This window comes from Paraburkholderia lebeckiae (genome assembly GCF_050436225.1).
GTDB lineage: Bacteria > Pseudomonadota > Gammaproteobacteria > Burkholderiales > Burkholderiaceae > Paraburkholderia > Paraburkholderia tuberum.
In genome coordinates this window covers 2,059,161-2,071,801 of sequence record NZ_JBNDLU010000001.1, presented here as the reverse complement: position 1 = coordinate 2,071,801, position 12,641 = coordinate 2,059,161, and the positions used below count along the sequence as shown (strand labels likewise).

Annotated in this window: 16 protein-coding genes; 6 read left to right on the top strand and 10 right to left on the bottom strand. The window is 60.2% G+C overall.

What is annotated here, in order from left to right; translation table 11 throughout:
• Window positions 1-4: 4 nt before the first annotated feature.
• Both OKW45_RS09560 and OKW45_RS09555 read left to right on the top strand, forming a co-directional pair.
• Entirely contained in the window at window positions 5-982 is a 978-nt protein-coding gene (locus OKW45_RS09560) for a hypothetical protein (RefSeq protein ID WP_429467535.1), read from the top strand.
• Between the two features lie 8 nt (window positions 983-990).
• A complete protein-coding gene (locus OKW45_RS09555; RefSeq protein ID WP_429467532.1) occupies window positions 991-1,416 on the top strand; it encodes an XkdW family protein in 426 nt (141 codons plus the stop codon).
• Window positions 1,417-1,437: 21 nt separating this feature from the next.
• On the opposite strand, the gene OKW45_RS09550 is transcribed toward OKW45_RS09555, so the two are convergent.
• The 5 genes from OKW45_RS09550 to OKW45_RS09530 all read right to left on the bottom strand — a co-directional run bounded on the left by OKW45_RS09550 (window position 1,438) and on the right by OKW45_RS09530 (window position 3,651).
• Window positions 1,438-1,977 carry a hypothetical protein gene (locus tag OKW45_RS09550; protein WP_429467530.1) on the bottom strand — a complete coding sequence of 180 codons (540 nt, stop codon included), beginning with the start codon at window positions 1,975-1,977 and terminating at the stop codon, window positions 1,438-1,440.
• A gap of 16 nt (window positions 1,978-1,993) precedes the next feature.
• Window positions 1,994-2,215, bottom strand: a complete 222-nt coding sequence (locus OKW45_RS09545) for a hypothetical protein (RefSeq protein WP_429467528.1) — start codon at window positions 2,213-2,215, stop codon at window positions 1,994-1,996.
• A 14-nt stretch (window positions 2,216-2,229) separates the two neighbouring features.
• Window positions 2,230-2,817 (bottom strand): hypothetical protein, encoded by a 588-nt coding sequence (locus OKW45_RS09540; protein WP_429467525.1) that lies wholly within the window; start codon window positions 2,815-2,817, stop codon window positions 2,230-2,232.
• Window positions 2,814-3,062 (bottom strand): hypothetical protein, encoded by a 249-nt coding sequence (locus OKW45_RS09535; protein WP_429467523.1) that lies wholly within the window; start codon window positions 3,060-3,062, stop codon window positions 2,814-2,816. Before OKW45_RS09535 ends, OKW45_RS09540 begins: the two co-directional genes overlap by 4 nt.
• A gap of 73 nt (window positions 3,063-3,135) precedes the next feature.
• Window positions 3,136-3,651: a hypothetical protein gene (locus OKW45_RS09530; protein WP_429467520.1), complete on the bottom strand. Its 516-nt coding sequence runs from the start codon at window positions 3,649-3,651 to the stop codon at window positions 3,136-3,138.
• Window positions 3,652-4,193: 542 nt separating this feature from the next.
• Between OKW45_RS09530 and OKW45_RS09525 the strand changes: the two genes are divergently transcribed.
• A complete protein-coding gene (locus tag OKW45_RS09525) occupies window positions 4,194-4,553 on the top strand; it encodes a helix-turn-helix domain-containing protein (protein ID WP_429467517.1) in 360 nt (119 codons plus the stop codon).
• A gap of 411 nt (window positions 4,554-4,964) precedes the next feature.
• Here the strand turns inward: OKW45_RS09525 and OKW45_RS09520 are convergent, their stop codons facing one another.
• Together OKW45_RS09520 and OKW45_RS09515 are read right to left on the bottom strand one after the other, a co-directional pair.
• Window positions 4,965-5,276: a DUF4148 domain-containing protein gene (locus OKW45_RS09520; RefSeq protein WP_429467514.1), complete on the bottom strand. Its 312-nt coding sequence runs from the start codon at window positions 5,274-5,276 to the stop codon at window positions 4,965-4,967.
• Between the two features lie 228 nt (window positions 5,277-5,504).
• The gene (locus tag OKW45_RS09515; RefSeq protein ID WP_429467512.1) at window positions 5,505-6,464 is read right to left on the bottom strand and encodes an SOS response-associated peptidase family protein; all 960 of its coding nucleotides are present in this window, start codon (window positions 6,462-6,464) and stop codon (window positions 5,505-5,507) included.
• Window positions 6,465-6,824: 360 nt separating this feature from the next.
• Here OKW45_RS09515 and OKW45_RS09510 point away from each other — a divergent pair, with 360 nt between their 5' ends.
• Entirely contained in the window at window positions 6,825-6,992 is a 168-nt protein-coding gene (locus OKW45_RS09510; RefSeq protein ID WP_429467510.1) for a hypothetical protein, read from the top strand.
• Between the two features lie 253 nt (window positions 6,993-7,245).
• Here the strand turns inward: OKW45_RS09510 and OKW45_RS09505 are convergent, their stop codons facing one another.
• Both OKW45_RS09505 and OKW45_RS09500 read right to left on the bottom strand, forming a co-directional pair.
• Window positions 7,246-8,856 (bottom strand): hypothetical protein, encoded by a 1,611-nt coding sequence (locus OKW45_RS09505; protein ID WP_429467508.1) that lies wholly within the window; start codon window positions 8,854-8,856, stop codon window positions 7,246-7,248.
• A 179-nt stretch (window positions 8,857-9,035) separates the two neighbouring features.
• Window positions 9,036-9,419, bottom strand: a complete 384-nt coding sequence (locus tag OKW45_RS09500) for a hypothetical protein (protein ID WP_429467505.1) — start codon at window positions 9,417-9,419, stop codon at window positions 9,036-9,038.
• A 782-nt stretch (window positions 9,420-10,201) separates the two neighbouring features.
• On the opposite strand from OKW45_RS09500, the gene OKW45_RS09495 reads away from it, so the two are divergent.
• Window positions 10,202-11,110, top strand: coding sequence for an alpha/beta fold hydrolase (locus OKW45_RS09495; protein WP_429467504.1), 909 nt, complete (start codon window positions 10,202-10,204; stop codon window positions 11,108-11,110).
• A gap of 446 nt (window positions 11,111-11,556) precedes the next feature.
• Window positions 11,557-11,796 (top strand): LysR substrate-binding domain-containing protein, encoded by a 240-nt coding sequence (locus OKW45_RS09490; RefSeq protein ID WP_429467501.1) that lies wholly within the window; start codon window positions 11,557-11,559, stop codon window positions 11,794-11,796.
• A 4-nt stretch (window positions 11,797-11,800) separates the two neighbouring features.
• On the opposite strand, the gene OKW45_RS09485 is transcribed toward OKW45_RS09490, so the two are convergent.
• Window positions 11,801-12,439, bottom strand: a complete 639-nt coding sequence (locus OKW45_RS09485; protein WP_429467498.1) for a TetR/AcrR family transcriptional regulator — start codon at window positions 12,437-12,439, stop codon at window positions 11,801-11,803.
• Between the last annotated feature and the right edge of the window lie 202 nt (window positions 12,440-12,641).

Below are 12,641 nucleotides of genomic sequence, written 5' to 3'. Positions count from 1 at the left end.
GGACATGGCACAGGTAGCGAGTTATCAGGTTCCGGCGCATCCGTCAGGGCTTGACATGCGTCTGCAACTTAACGAGATCGTGCTGGCGCTCGTTGGCGACAACGCGGGGCCAACCGAGCCCGTCGAAACGTTTCCGGGCATGTGGTGGGGCGATACGACCGCGATGCGCCTGCGTCGTCGCAATAACATCAACGACGCATGGATCGACATCGGGCCGCTTAACGATCCGCTCGCCGATATCCGGCAACTCGTGTACGACACGGCGGCATGGAAAGTAGACAAACGCGGCGACTACATGAGCGGCGGGCTGTTCATGCGGCAGGTCCCGCTCTACTGGCAGAACGCGGCGGCAACCGGCAATTTCGGCTATATCAGTTCGTACGGTGACGATCCCAACGCGGCGGGCTCGGGGATCGGGTTCGTCGACAGCTCATTCACGCTGTGGAATTTTCAGGTTAATAACAATGGCACCGTGGTTGCGCGAATGGGTTTGAATGTCAGCAACGGCGGCGCAAACATCTGGGGGCCGGTGAACCTGCGGCAGCACGGCGCATGGGGGGAAGTGCAACTGTATGCCACCGATGGTTCGCGCGGCATCATGCGCGGTCGCGGTGCCTATGGCGGCATGGAGTGGGTGAACAACGCGTATACCGCGGTCATTCTGAGCATGGACGATGCCGGCGCTTTCCTGTGGCCGCTGACCGGCGCGCGACTGAATCAGGACGGCAATATCTTCATGTCGTTTCGCGGCCAGTACCTGTCGGACGCGCTGGCGTATCACGATGCGGCGATTGGCAATGCGGTGCCGCGCGGCGCACAGGTCATCCACGGCTGGGACTTCGTTGAATTCGCCAGCCTTGAGGGTGGCGGCAATACGGTCGTCGATCTGCCGAGTCCATGGTGGGTCATGGGTCTGCGCATCACGGTCAGTGCAGACATTAACCGTATCTACCAGCGCAGCCGTTGGGGCTATACCCCGTGAGGTTATCGATGGACTTCGACTTTTCGAGCTATACGCACGATCTGATGGTGTCCGTGATACGCGAGCATTACCCGACAATGGTGCATGGCAGGAACTATCTCGTCGCGCATCCGCTCGATCCGGCAACCGGAGAACAGAACGGCGATCCGCGCATCGTGTCGTGGGCCAATGCCGATATCGAACAGCCGAAGGACGAAGATATTCACGCGCTGTTTCATGCGGACGAGGCGAAGTACCGCGCGGCGTTTATCCGCCGTCTACGCGACGAGGCACTGTCCAACACTGATGGCAAGGCGAGCACACCGGTTGATGCGCCGCCCGCGTTGCAGACAGGTGCCGCTGCGTGGCGGGTCTATCGCCAGGCGCTACGCGACATCCCGCAGCAGGCCGGATTCCCGTTCAGCATCGAATGGCCCGAGCGACCGCAGAACTAGTGCGCGCGGATATCTTCGGCATTATTTCCGGGTCCTGGACGGTAACGCGCGGTGGACCCGTCGGAAACCTGCGTCGGACGGGCGGGCGAGGTCAGGCCTGTCGCGAGAGTCAAACAGGAACTTTACAGACTCCGAGGACTCAGGCGGTGGCAACGTATCCCTGAGATCGTCGAAATACTTCGCGATGTCGTCGCTGATCGCGGCTTTCCATCGAGGGCTATTATCCATTGCCATGACCTGATTGCGCGCACAGGCCCTGACCAGATTAAAGCCGTAGGCGCGTTGCAGACCTTGAATCCTGAACCTGCGGAAGTCGTCGGTAAGACATGGGGTAAGCGGCAGGCCGAGAGCCTTCGCGAATGCGGCTGCATACTTCCAGTTGTGCTGTTTGCGACTGATCATCGTGGCAAGCGAGTGTTTCAGGACTTTCAGTGTCACCCCCCTGTCGGTATAAGGGAACATCAGTTCGGCTATGCGCGCCTGGGTCCAGCCAGTCAGGGCCATAAGATGCTGGACGTTCGACCACAGGCCGGGTTCATCGTGATCATCTCCGTGCTTCATTGCAGTTTCATTCCCGTCATTGCCACCATCCCGCGACGACCTCGCCGGCCGAACGCCGGCCGAGTGCGAAGCCGCACAGGATTGCGTGTTCCTCAAGCAGTCTGCGCAGCATCGCGCAGTTCACCGTAACCTCGACCGTTTCGCAGGCGGCGAGCGTTTCCATCAGCTGCACGCTGGTCTCGTATGAGTCGAGGACCGCCTTGCGCATATGCGCATCCAGCATCGCTCTGCCTGTCATGATTCCGTTCTCCCTTACGGCTGGTAATACTCGCGCGACGGATCGCCATCAGCACGCCGCCGCCCGCTCTGCGGATGCCGCAGCCAGCCTGACGGCTCGCCGTGTCCATCCCATGCCGTGAGCGCGGCGGTAGCGCTTCCACGGTCGCGGTAATAAAACGCGTTGTTGTGGCCGCGCTCGAACAGGTCCGTGCAGATCGCATACAGCCACGGGTTCACTTCCATCAGGCAGGCGATGCGGCCGTTATCGAAGCGGCGAATCGGCGCGAGATAGCCGCGCGCGAGAAGATCGTCGTCGGTGGCATTCATAGGCGTAGTCTCCTGCGCAATAAGGCGCAGTACAGCCGCGACTGGGCTCGACGCCCCGATAGATTCGAAGCCTTTGAAACGGCAGGCATCGTCGATGATGACCTGATCCCACACGCCGGCCGAGTCGCGATAGATCACGCGGTCGCCCGTCAGGAGCGCGGCGAGACGGACCAGATCAGCCAGCACGTTCTCGATGTCGTTGGTCACACTCCGGCAGCCGGATACGTTGAGGTCAGCGATCGCAACGATATCCGGACTCAGACGATTGAACGCATAGGACGCTCGCACGGTCATGGCTGGACGTCGCCGATGGGCGTTATCGTGATATCGAAGTACTGGTCGGTCGTGATGGCTGTATCGGCCTGATCGACAAGCTGTTGCAGGATCGCGCGGAGGGCATCGGGATCGACTGCACCGTTGCGGCCGAGTGTTGCCATGCCGTGGCCGTGGACGCCGCCGAGGACGATCGTGACGACTGCTGTTGCGCCGGTCGCCAGCATGAAGCTGCGCGTTTCGGCTGCGTACTTTTGATCGTTCATTGGTTAAACCTCCTAAATATTGGGATTGTGGTTCTTTCCCCTTCTTAACCGTTCCCCGACCGTCCGGCGCTGCTCAGTGACGCATGCCGGTTGCCAGCCATTCTGTGAGCCAGCGCTTCAGCGCTGACACGCTACCCTTGACGCGCTCGAAGGGCACACGCAGATGCTTCGATGCAGCCTCGACATCATGCGCGATGAAGTCGGTCATCGCGAGTACGACATCAGCACCTGACCCTTTCGTGAGCATGCCCGCGCCGCCGTGCCCCGTGCCGCCCGTGCGCTGGGCCTTCACAAAGATGAAGTCGATCACGCCGCTGAACGCGGCCGACACGTCCTGCTCCTGCTGGTTGATCAGACCCACCACGCACACGCGGGGAAGGCGCGTACGCGGCGGCGGCATCACTCTGGGATGCGAGACATCGCCCCCGGACGGCGCTGCGGGCGGTATCGCGTGGTTCTGCAGTACGGCCGTCACTGCGCCGACCAGTTGCCGCAGACATTCATCGACGGTCGCGGTCAGCACCGGGATAACCTGTTCGGCGACTGCGCGCACGATCTGCGTATCGACCTCGGCCGATGTATGCGGCATATAGCCCGCCTCATAACGATGGACAACAGAATCGGAGCGTGGTATCTCGGCGGAAGTTTTTTCGGGGATCGGTGGGGCGGGTTCGATGGCGCGCGGGTAGCGCGGCGGTGCTGCTTCGTCGGGCGTCGCTATCAGCACGGATGCGCGCGGCGGCGTTAGCCAGCGCTCGACGTGCCTATGCTGTCTGATCTGTCGCCAGCGTTCACGGGGTAGTACATCTTCCTGCGCGCGCCACGCCGCAACGTATAGCGGCATGCGTGGCGTAGCGGTTATGAGTTCGTGCGCGCGTGCGATGACCCTCGCCGTTTCATCGGCGGTCCAGCGGACGCGGCGGATCGCAGCCCGCCTCGGCGACATTGAGGCGGGCGGCATGGTCACGTGTAATGAAGCTGTGGGCATGTCATCATCCTGCGGTAAATTTGGTTGCGTGAAGTTCAGGCATAATTTCGAAGCGTGCAGCTTTAATCTGGACTTTAAGAACTATCAAAGCGTAGATCAATACCTCTGACGGCCAATATTTTTCGTAAGAGAAGGTAACAAGTATGCGAGAGGAATCATTGATGGGGAGCATGGGTGCGCGGATTGCAGTGGCACGCACCCGTCGGGAGATGTCGCAGTCGGCACTCGCGCGTGCCGTGGGCGTGACGCCGACTGCTATCAGCAAACTCGAATCAGGTGAGACGCAGATGCTGCGCGCAGACCATCTGCTGCGCATCGCGGCAGCGACCGGGACCGATCCCGTCGCGCTGGTGTTTGGTGAGGACAGTGCCGAGTACCGGCGTATCGCGGGCTCGTGGCCGGATTCGTCGGAATCGGTCGTGACGACCGACCTCAAACCCCGCGAACGACGGCTGCTGACCTGCATCATCCAGGCATTCGTCGATCAGTGCAAAGCCGGCTAAAGCCTATAAGCGATTGTGTTAACACGACGCGGCTGTCTTTGCGTCGATGTAGGCGAGTTTTACCCGCGCGAACGCCTGCGGGCCGATCAGTTCCTCGGAGCAGCCTGTGTAGACGCAGAAGTGCTCAAAGTCAGCCATCGCGGTTGCATGAGGCACAGGTCGGCCATAAGCGGTCTTCCGAATGTGCCGTTGCAAGGTACGAAAAGGCTGTCAATGCCGAGCTGGTGGCGCGAACTGGGCGATGTCAGTAACGCGGGCTAGTGGAGTGAAAAAACCGCAGCGCCCATGTACTTTCGTTGAAAGGGAGACCCGTGGGCCGATCTGCAGGCCACGCTCCAAGGTACCTGCGCTGCAATGCGACGCGCGGTTGCTGCGCGCCAACTTTGAGGACCATAGCGGCTCCGGGGCTTCTCACTTGGGTTGAGACGGCTTGCACTCCGTTTCGAACCAATGGTCAACCCGGCGCTGCGCCGCGTGTAGATCCGCTGGGTAGTTTGGGTCGTCGTGCCATGGTGATGGGTTGTAGCCCGCTTTGCTGAGAGCCGAAATCTCGCTTCGGTGTTGTGACCTCGTCCGAGGCGCGTTGCTTTTAGTCGCGGCCAGGTCATGGCACTCGGTTGGGGTCAGGTGTGGCCCGCTGTGTGGTTCTCCGGCTGCGGCGTAGCCAGTCAGAAGGAGTCCCAACGCAGCAAGCGTCGAGCAGCTTTTCGCGAGCTTTTCCATAGCGCATCTCCATGCGTCCGATTGGCGCAACGCAGCGGCGTGATGCCGCCCGTCGCGCGAAACTTCCTCGCCTATTTTGCCTTAGTCCAGTCACCGGAAGAGGTGCACTGTACAAAGGGGTACAGCGCTGCACAGCGGCTGATAGACGACGGCGTGGTGCTCTAGCACCGCGATCGGCAGGCCCACCCGTATGCGACCTTGGAACTTTGCAAAAGCCGTGTGAACCGGTCAGGCCGCCATCCGGTGCTCGTAGTACGGTCGATATCGATCATCCAGGATCGCGTGAAGCGCCGTCAGATTCGCCGGATCCGGATTTAGCCAAGCATCGATATTCTCTGGCTTGATCGGCACGATACAACGGTCGTGGCCAGCCGAGGCAATCTCCGCGGGCGGTTCGTCCGTAATCGCCGCGAACGACAGCAGATCCGCCTCGCCAGGTGCCTTCCAGTGTGACCACAGACAGGCGACCAGCATCTGGCCGCCCGTGTCCGGCCGGAATTCCAGCACCACGTTTTCATCCTGCTCGCCGTCCTGCAGATCGCGCCCTTCCATCTTGGCGCGGCTGACGTTCTCGTAGAACGCGCTGACGACCATCAGGCCGTGTGAGTAGCCGAATAGCTCTTTCCAGAATCCTTCGAGATTGTCCCGGCGCGCGTTGTAGGTGCCGGGATATTTGCTGTCGTAAAACTTCGGTTTGCCAGCCGGCCGGCACTGGTAGCGCATGGGTTTGATCACCCGGTGGCCTCCCTCCATGACCATCACCGGCGCGTAGGTGCCGGGAAAGATTCGCGAGTCGCGGTCCTTCAGCCCGACACGCCGGAGATCGTCGAGTCGGCGGATCGTCGCGTCGATCTTGCCTGCGGCAATGCGCTTGCTCTCGGTAGCGGCCTTTGTTGTCCTGGTCTGGAGCGTCCGCTCAGCGTCCGCGAGCCGCCCGCGCTGCCTGAATAGCTCCTGTTCGAGCGCCGTGGCCTGCTCCGCGTTGAACCGGTCGATCGCCGCCTTGATCTCGCGCTGTTCCTCTTCCTGCGGATCGTCGAACGCCGCGTCCATGGCCTTCGGGATCTTCACCTTGCTCCCGTTCGCGCGCGCCCAGTAGAGGTCCGCGAATTCACGCAAGCTCATCCGGGCGCCGAACTCTCGCACGAATTTCTTGTAGTCCGCTACGATCTGCGCCGAGTAGCACATGGCTCACTCCCTTCTGAGACGACCCTATGATACCGCCGTCGCTCCTCGATGTACTGCACGTCCATACAGTAGTTGGGTCTGTCCCTTGACGACCCACTGTGGTCGGTCGAGCTAGCGCGATGTACTGGGCAGTTCTCAAGGTCGAACGGTCATTCATTCGTCTCGTCGGACGGTCGAAGCGCCATCGTCCACGTCCAAGTATTGAGGATCTCGCTCCTATTTGCTGTCGTTAAGTGTGTCGTTTGAACGCCCTATGCTCCGGTCAACTTCCCGCGACGAGCGTCAGGACAATCACGCCAATCTTTCACCGCTAATTTGTGGGCGTGCCTCGTTCATTACAATCCAGAACGAGCCGATGCCTTGAATAGCGTCCATGAACTCCCCGAACTCGACCGGCTTGACCACGTACGCATTCACCCCGAGATCGTAGTTTTCAGCAAGTCAATCCGTTCTCGCGATGAAGTCAACATGACGATGGGGATGTGCTTCAGCGCTTCATCAGCCTTCACCGCCGCCAACATCTCGTGACCGTCTATTTTCGGTAGCTTTTTGTCTAGGGGGATGACGCCAAGTTGCGCTGGTTCGCTATTCGCCCATTCACTCTGGTGACGAAGAAAATCTAAAGCCTCGGCGCCGTGTCGCCGGGATCGGCGCTGCTGTCGTACTTCATGCGCGGCGAAGTGCTGCGGACGGCCGCTTGGTGGGCGATGAGCGTCGCCGTGCTCGGCGTTGCGATCACGACATGGACAAGGTGGGATAGGCGCTTAGTTCGGTTTCCCAATCATGCTCGGTTAGGACGCGGCGCAAGCCCCACGGGCGGCGGCGTGTCGCGCTTCGGTTCGGGCGGCTGAAACACCTGCGTGCGATCGGATGGAAACAGCGTCTGCACAAGACGATCGATAAACTCGAAGAAGCGGTCCGATGCATATCCCGCGACGAACGCCATCGCCAGCGGAGAGAACTCTGTGCCGCCCTTGACGAGATCGCTGAACAGGCCGATCGAAATACCGACGATCACTGCCGTCGTCACATGTGCGCGGTTGGCGACCTTCGAATACTCGGGATGGAACAGGCACGTCGCGGTGTCGTCGCGCAGCCTGCGCAGAATGGCCGCTATCGCGCCGAGCCACGCGTAGAAGATCGGCAAGATGAAGCCCGTTGTCATGCCGACGAAGGTCAGGAAATTTTCGCGCGCATAGTTCGCGGTCGCGCGAATCTGCTGATACGTGGCGATCTTCTGAAAGCCTTGATTAACGGTGTCATCGGGAATCATGTGATGCTTCTGATCCGCCGTGAGACCGATATTGAAAAGCGGTAAATCGATTTCGAGCGCGCGCCGGCGGGAATCGACCGTGCATTCCCAATCGTCACCGGCCGTCGAAGATTCCATGTGAAACCCAAAGGTTATACCGCTCAGCAAAGCTGTGTTTTCGTTAGGCAAACTGGAAACGGTCGGCGTGTCGCACTTCTTCGCATACTGGCTTGCCACCGCGCCCCAAGGCTCGCCCCAGTCGTATCCGAAGAACTTGTAAAGGCGATCGCCCACCGAATTCGGAAGCCAGAAGAACAAGTGGCTCGCGCTGCGCGCCCGTTCGATGTCGCTATAAAGCTGCCTGTTATTGGACGCGAAGGTTTGAAGCGTGTCCTTGATCGCCACGGCTTCTGGCGAGTTCTGGATTTGTTCGAGTTCATTGCCCGATAAATCGCCTTTCGACGTCGCAGAGATATTCGCGCGATTGAGCGCGGCGGCATACGCCTGCAACTGATTGTGCAAATTGAGGGCGATCGGATCATTCTTCTCGATCTGAACATGCACGTCGTCAGAAATTTCACTGACAACGAACATCAGGCAAGACAACGCCAGCAGCAGACAGGTCAGCCCGAGGGCGGACCACGAATAGTTCCTGATCGCGAGACGCGCTCCCTTGCGTGCTTCGGCCCCAACCGTCTCGGCCACGACGGGCGCGACCGCGTGCGTGACGCGGCTCATGGCATCGTAGAACGGCGCTTCGACGGTGGCGTTCCAGTTGAAGTTGCGTTGCGCGTCGCGCGCTTGCGCGAGCGCCTTGACGTCGTCGCGGTCGAGTGGCTTGCCGCTTAGGCCCGCGTGCGTGACGACATCCGAGCAATGCGCGAGATCGTCCGAGATCGTCCTGCTCGGATACGGCGACCGCGCGACGATATCGGCCATCGCGACATAGAAACTCGCCTCGATCTCCGGTGTCATTTCGTTCGCTTCGAAGGCGATCCGCGCAATCTTGACCGCGCGAACTTTCTCTTGCGGGATTCGCACGCCGGCACGCGCCGCAAGCGAAATGCACAACTCGCAACGCGCGATATCGCTCGCCAGACGGGCGCGCGGAGTATCTTCCTCTGACGACTCGGAACTCATGGCAACCTCCGCGGCCGCGCCTCGATGTTTTCAAACCCGTGCTATGCCAATCGCTCTTGTTTCAATGGCCTAGTCGAGCGATGCATCGAACTGCATACGAACGGACGTCCTCGTCGCTTGGAGTCCTATGTGTCCTATAGCGGCGGCCCTAAGGGCGCCCTTAACCAATGGAACGAAGATTAGGTCACTTTTATTAAATTTTCCGACGCAATTCCGGCGCTGTCAGAGAATGCGCTCAATCGCTTCGCTTTTGTCTTTTGCTTACTAAGATTTGGCGGCGTTATTGGATCCTGGGTGGCTTGCTCATTTATTTCGCCAAAGGCTGCTCGGCCGTCGCAGAGATTAAACAGGGAGTTGGCACGCCAGCCGGAAACCGCAGTGGTCAGACCCCGCATTTGTTCCGCAAAGACGATTTGGTCGAAATGGCGCAAGGCGTCCTCGTACTTGCCCGAACGAACATACGCCCGTACATCCGAACGATCACACGAGATTTGCAACAAGTCGAAGACAGTCCCTCCTTGAGCTACTTCATGGGCCCGCTCAAGCAGTTCTTGGTCATGCAACGCTTTGCGCGCGCCGCACTATCGCGCAGGCTGGGGCGAGATTTTCCCGCAGAGGCTGGTCGAACTCACCCGCGCGACACGGCCTTTAAGAACCCGAGCGCGGAAATATGACTTCACATACATACAGGCTATTCGAACGCAATGCGCTATCGTCAAATGACCGCGGCGACAAATTAGACAGTGTCAGCCCGTGACACTCTTTCACCCGGCCGCTTAGCGGTGGGCAACGGACATCTGAACGTCGGATTGATGATAGAGACGGACGACCCTTCATGGCCGGGTTGAGGCAGTGCCACCGGTAATTCGCTCGCCGGAGACCGGCAATTGAGGAAGGGCGAAAGAGGCCCTTGGTTATTCAGTTTGGATGGCGACCTCGACCGGCGGCTTGTGGCCGACAGTCGCCCGATGCGTTGGCCGTAGCCGACCCACTGCGCGTTCGACCCAACGCCACGCAAGCGTCGGCTTCCAGGGAGCCGCGGCCGTTTGCGAACGCAGGGGTTCATGCTATCCATGTGGCTAGCAATCTCCGGGGATTGACCTATAACGACAGCAGGGTTGCCCACTGCATACGCCACGACTAGCGGCGTGAGCCCGTTGCCAAAAGGCAACGCACTGACCCTTTGCTTCTCCCGCGCGGCCCGCGTCATCCCTGTCGTAGAGTCCGACGGCGAACCCTCAGTTGAGGATTCACGTGGCAGGCGCTCGTACCCGCGCAATGCGGTGTGCCGGCCCGGTGGCTGCACTCGGGAAGGCATCGCCACTGAATTCCCAGGAGACATCCCGTGAAAACCATTAAGCAGCTAATTTTGGTCGTTCCTCTATTGGCAGCGTCACTTTCATTTACCGCCTGTAAAAATCCGCCAATTTATCCGCCTGAAAAGGTCGCATCGGTTAATGGAACTCACCTCGCGTATACCGAAGCTGGACAGGGTGAGACGGTCGTTTTCGTGCATGGCGCCTGGGCCGACACCAGAGCGTGGACGGCGCAGCGCGACGCAGTGTCGGCGCACTACCGGTTTGTCTCGTACAGCATGCGATATCACATGCCCAACGAGTGGCAAGACGACGGTAGCCTTTACAGCATGCAGACGCATACAGCCGACCTGGCGGCTTTTATCAAATCGCTCAATGTTGGCCCGGTTCACATCGTCGGGCACTCCTTCGGGGGCCAGGTAGCAGCGCAACTCGCGATGGAGCACCCGGAACTGGTGAAATCGCTGGTCCTCGAGGAAGCATCCATTTTCACGGTTCTAGATTCTCCAGCAGGAAAGGCGGCAGCCGGGGAATTTTTCAAGCCTGCGCCAATGGCAAAAGACGCGTTGAAAACGGGCGATTCGCTGAAAGCGACTCAAGTCATGATGGATTCGGTGCTCGGCGATTCAAACGGCTGGGAGAAACTGCCGCCTACTTTCGTCGCGATGCTGAGTGATAACGCCAGGACGATGGGACCGTTTATGGCTGCTACGCCACCCGCAGTGGGTTGCGTTCAGGTTGGGAACATCAAGGCACCGACGCTTATCATCGAAGGGGACCACACCATTGCGTTCTTCCGGGAAATCGACAATGTCCTCCTCCGTTGTATTGCCGGAAGCGAGCGGGTGGTCGTAACCGGCGCTGACCACCTGGTGCAGCTGCGCAATCCGAAGGCTATGAACGATGCGCTGCTAGCGTTCCTAGCAAAGCATTCATGACCCACGTCCGAGCGCAGGCGCGGCATCAGCGCAGGGAAGGCGGGAAATAGCTCCGAGGCGCGCGGCCGGAAGACGATAAGGCTGCACATATATTAATAACGCGGCGTGGCTTACTTGTGCAGTCAATTTGAGCGCCGACCCCAACGTATGGGACGCTCGTCATACGGATACAGGCCGTAATGGGCCTTTGGGGTCCAATGACCGTTTAGCAGAGCTGACCCGACCTCTGAATGTCCGATCGACGGTACGGGCGAATGACGCTTCATGGCCGCGTGCTGCCCCATGCAGTCGGCATGCGATGCCTGAACCATCGGAAGACCGCGATCGGCAGCACGCGACCCTGTCCGGCCATTGACCCAAGTGCAGTGAACGTCCGGTGATCTACTGGGACCAGCCGACCAACGGACGGCATGAGACGGTGCCGTAATTGAAGCTGGTGTGCAGCTTTGCTTGCCTTCCTGAAGGCCGGACTGGGTCGGGGCGGCATGCCGCTGCACGTCGTTCAGGCCAACGTGGAGAGTGGCGCGCTCGTGCCGCTGGAGTTTGAAGAGACGCGGGCGAACGTTGCCATTTCTCTGTCGGCCATCTACAGGACTGATACGCCGCCGGGGCCTGCCGGGCGGTGGCTGCTCGATCAGATCAAGGCGGTTGCGGGTCAGGTGAAGACCGCACGCCCGTCATTCTGACGCGTCAGGCGGTGCGGCACCCTGCCAGGAAAAAGGCGACGCTGTCCTTTACGTGCGGCTCGATCTGCGCCCGCAGGACCTTCAGGTTTTCGCCAACGAGCGCGCGCATGAGCAGCGGGCCAACGATCAGATCAAGAAAAAACCGCGTTGTTCGCTCGATGCGTCCGGGTCCGAGGGCAGGGTACCGCCGAATGTCCGCTGCATTCGTGGCCCCGCGCAGGGCTTCCAGGGCGGCCGCGGCACCGCGCTCGCGTGCGCCTCGCCCGAAATGGGCAAGTTCAGGGACGCGCCGTGCTTCCGCCGCGGACAGCCGCATGAAGTCGATGACCTCGTCTGCGAGCAGTTGCCCAAGCATCTCCTGTCCGATGTTGCTCAACCTCGCCTCGAGGGTTGCCCCGGTGTTCCCATAGTTGCCGAAATGCGCGCTCACCCTGGCAGCGTTGCGCATGCCCACCGCCGCAAAGAGCGCCTCCTTGGTCGCGAACCGCGCATAAATACTGGGTTTGCCGGCGCGCGCCAGGCGGGATATTTCGTCAATGCTCGCGCCGTGGAGGCCGCGCTCCACGAATACCTGGTAGGCGGCGTCGAGGATACGTTCGTCAACCTCGCCGGAGAGCGTTCCCGGAGGGCGTCCGGTGCGCACGGAAGAGCTCGCGGAGGCAACAGGTCCCGCCTTTTTGGGGACGGCGATTTTAGGGTTTGGCATGCGTGGGGCGGCCGAGGCCTGGGTAATGGAACATCACTGATGTACCACGACGGGTGATGGGCTGTAAAGAAACGAAACGATTTCGTTTCGATGAGGGTTGACACGTCGAAACGCCCCTGTTACGTTAACTGAACGAAAC

Bases quoted from the DNA above. Each gene is read 5' to 3' on its own strand.
- OKW45_RS09560 (WP_429467535.1), top strand. From the start codon at position 5: ATGGCACAGGTAGCGAGTTATCAGGTTCCGGCGCATCCGTCAGGGCTT.
- OKW45_RS09555 (WP_429467532.1), top strand. From the start codon at position 991: ATGGACTTCGACTTTTCGAGCTATACGCACGATCTGATGGTGTCCGTG.
- OKW45_RS09550 (WP_429467530.1), bottom strand. From the start codon at position 1,977: ATGAAGCACGGAGATGATCACGATGAACCCGGCCTGTGGTCGAACGTC.
- OKW45_RS09545 (WP_429467528.1), bottom strand. From the start codon at position 2,215: ATGACAGGCAGAGCGATGCTGGATGCGCATATGCGCAAGGCGGTCCTC.
- OKW45_RS09540 (WP_429467525.1), bottom strand. From the start codon at position 2,817: ATGACCGTGCGAGCGTCCTATGCGTTCAATCGTCTGAGTCCGGATATC.
- OKW45_RS09535 (WP_429467523.1), bottom strand. From the start codon at position 3,062: ATGAACGATCAAAAGTACGCAGCCGAAACGCGCAGCTTCATGCTGGCG.
- OKW45_RS09530 (WP_429467520.1), bottom strand. From the start codon at position 3,651: ATGCCGCATACATCGGCCGAGGTCGATACGCAGATCGTGCGCGCAGTC.
- OKW45_RS09525 (WP_429467517.1), top strand. From the start codon at position 4,194: ATGCGAGAGGAATCATTGATGGGGAGCATGGGTGCGCGGATTGCAGTG.
- OKW45_RS09520 (WP_429467514.1), bottom strand. From the start codon at position 5,276: ATGGAAAAGCTCGCGAAAAGCTGCTCGACGCTTGCTGCGTTGGGACTC.
- OKW45_RS09515 (WP_429467512.1), bottom strand. From the start codon at position 6,464: ATGTGCTACTCGGCGCAGATCGTAGCGGACTACAAGAAATTCGTGCGA.
- OKW45_RS09505 (WP_429467508.1), bottom strand. From the start codon at position 8,856: ATGAGTTCCGAGTCGTCAGAGGAAGATACTCCGCGCGCCCGTCTGGCG.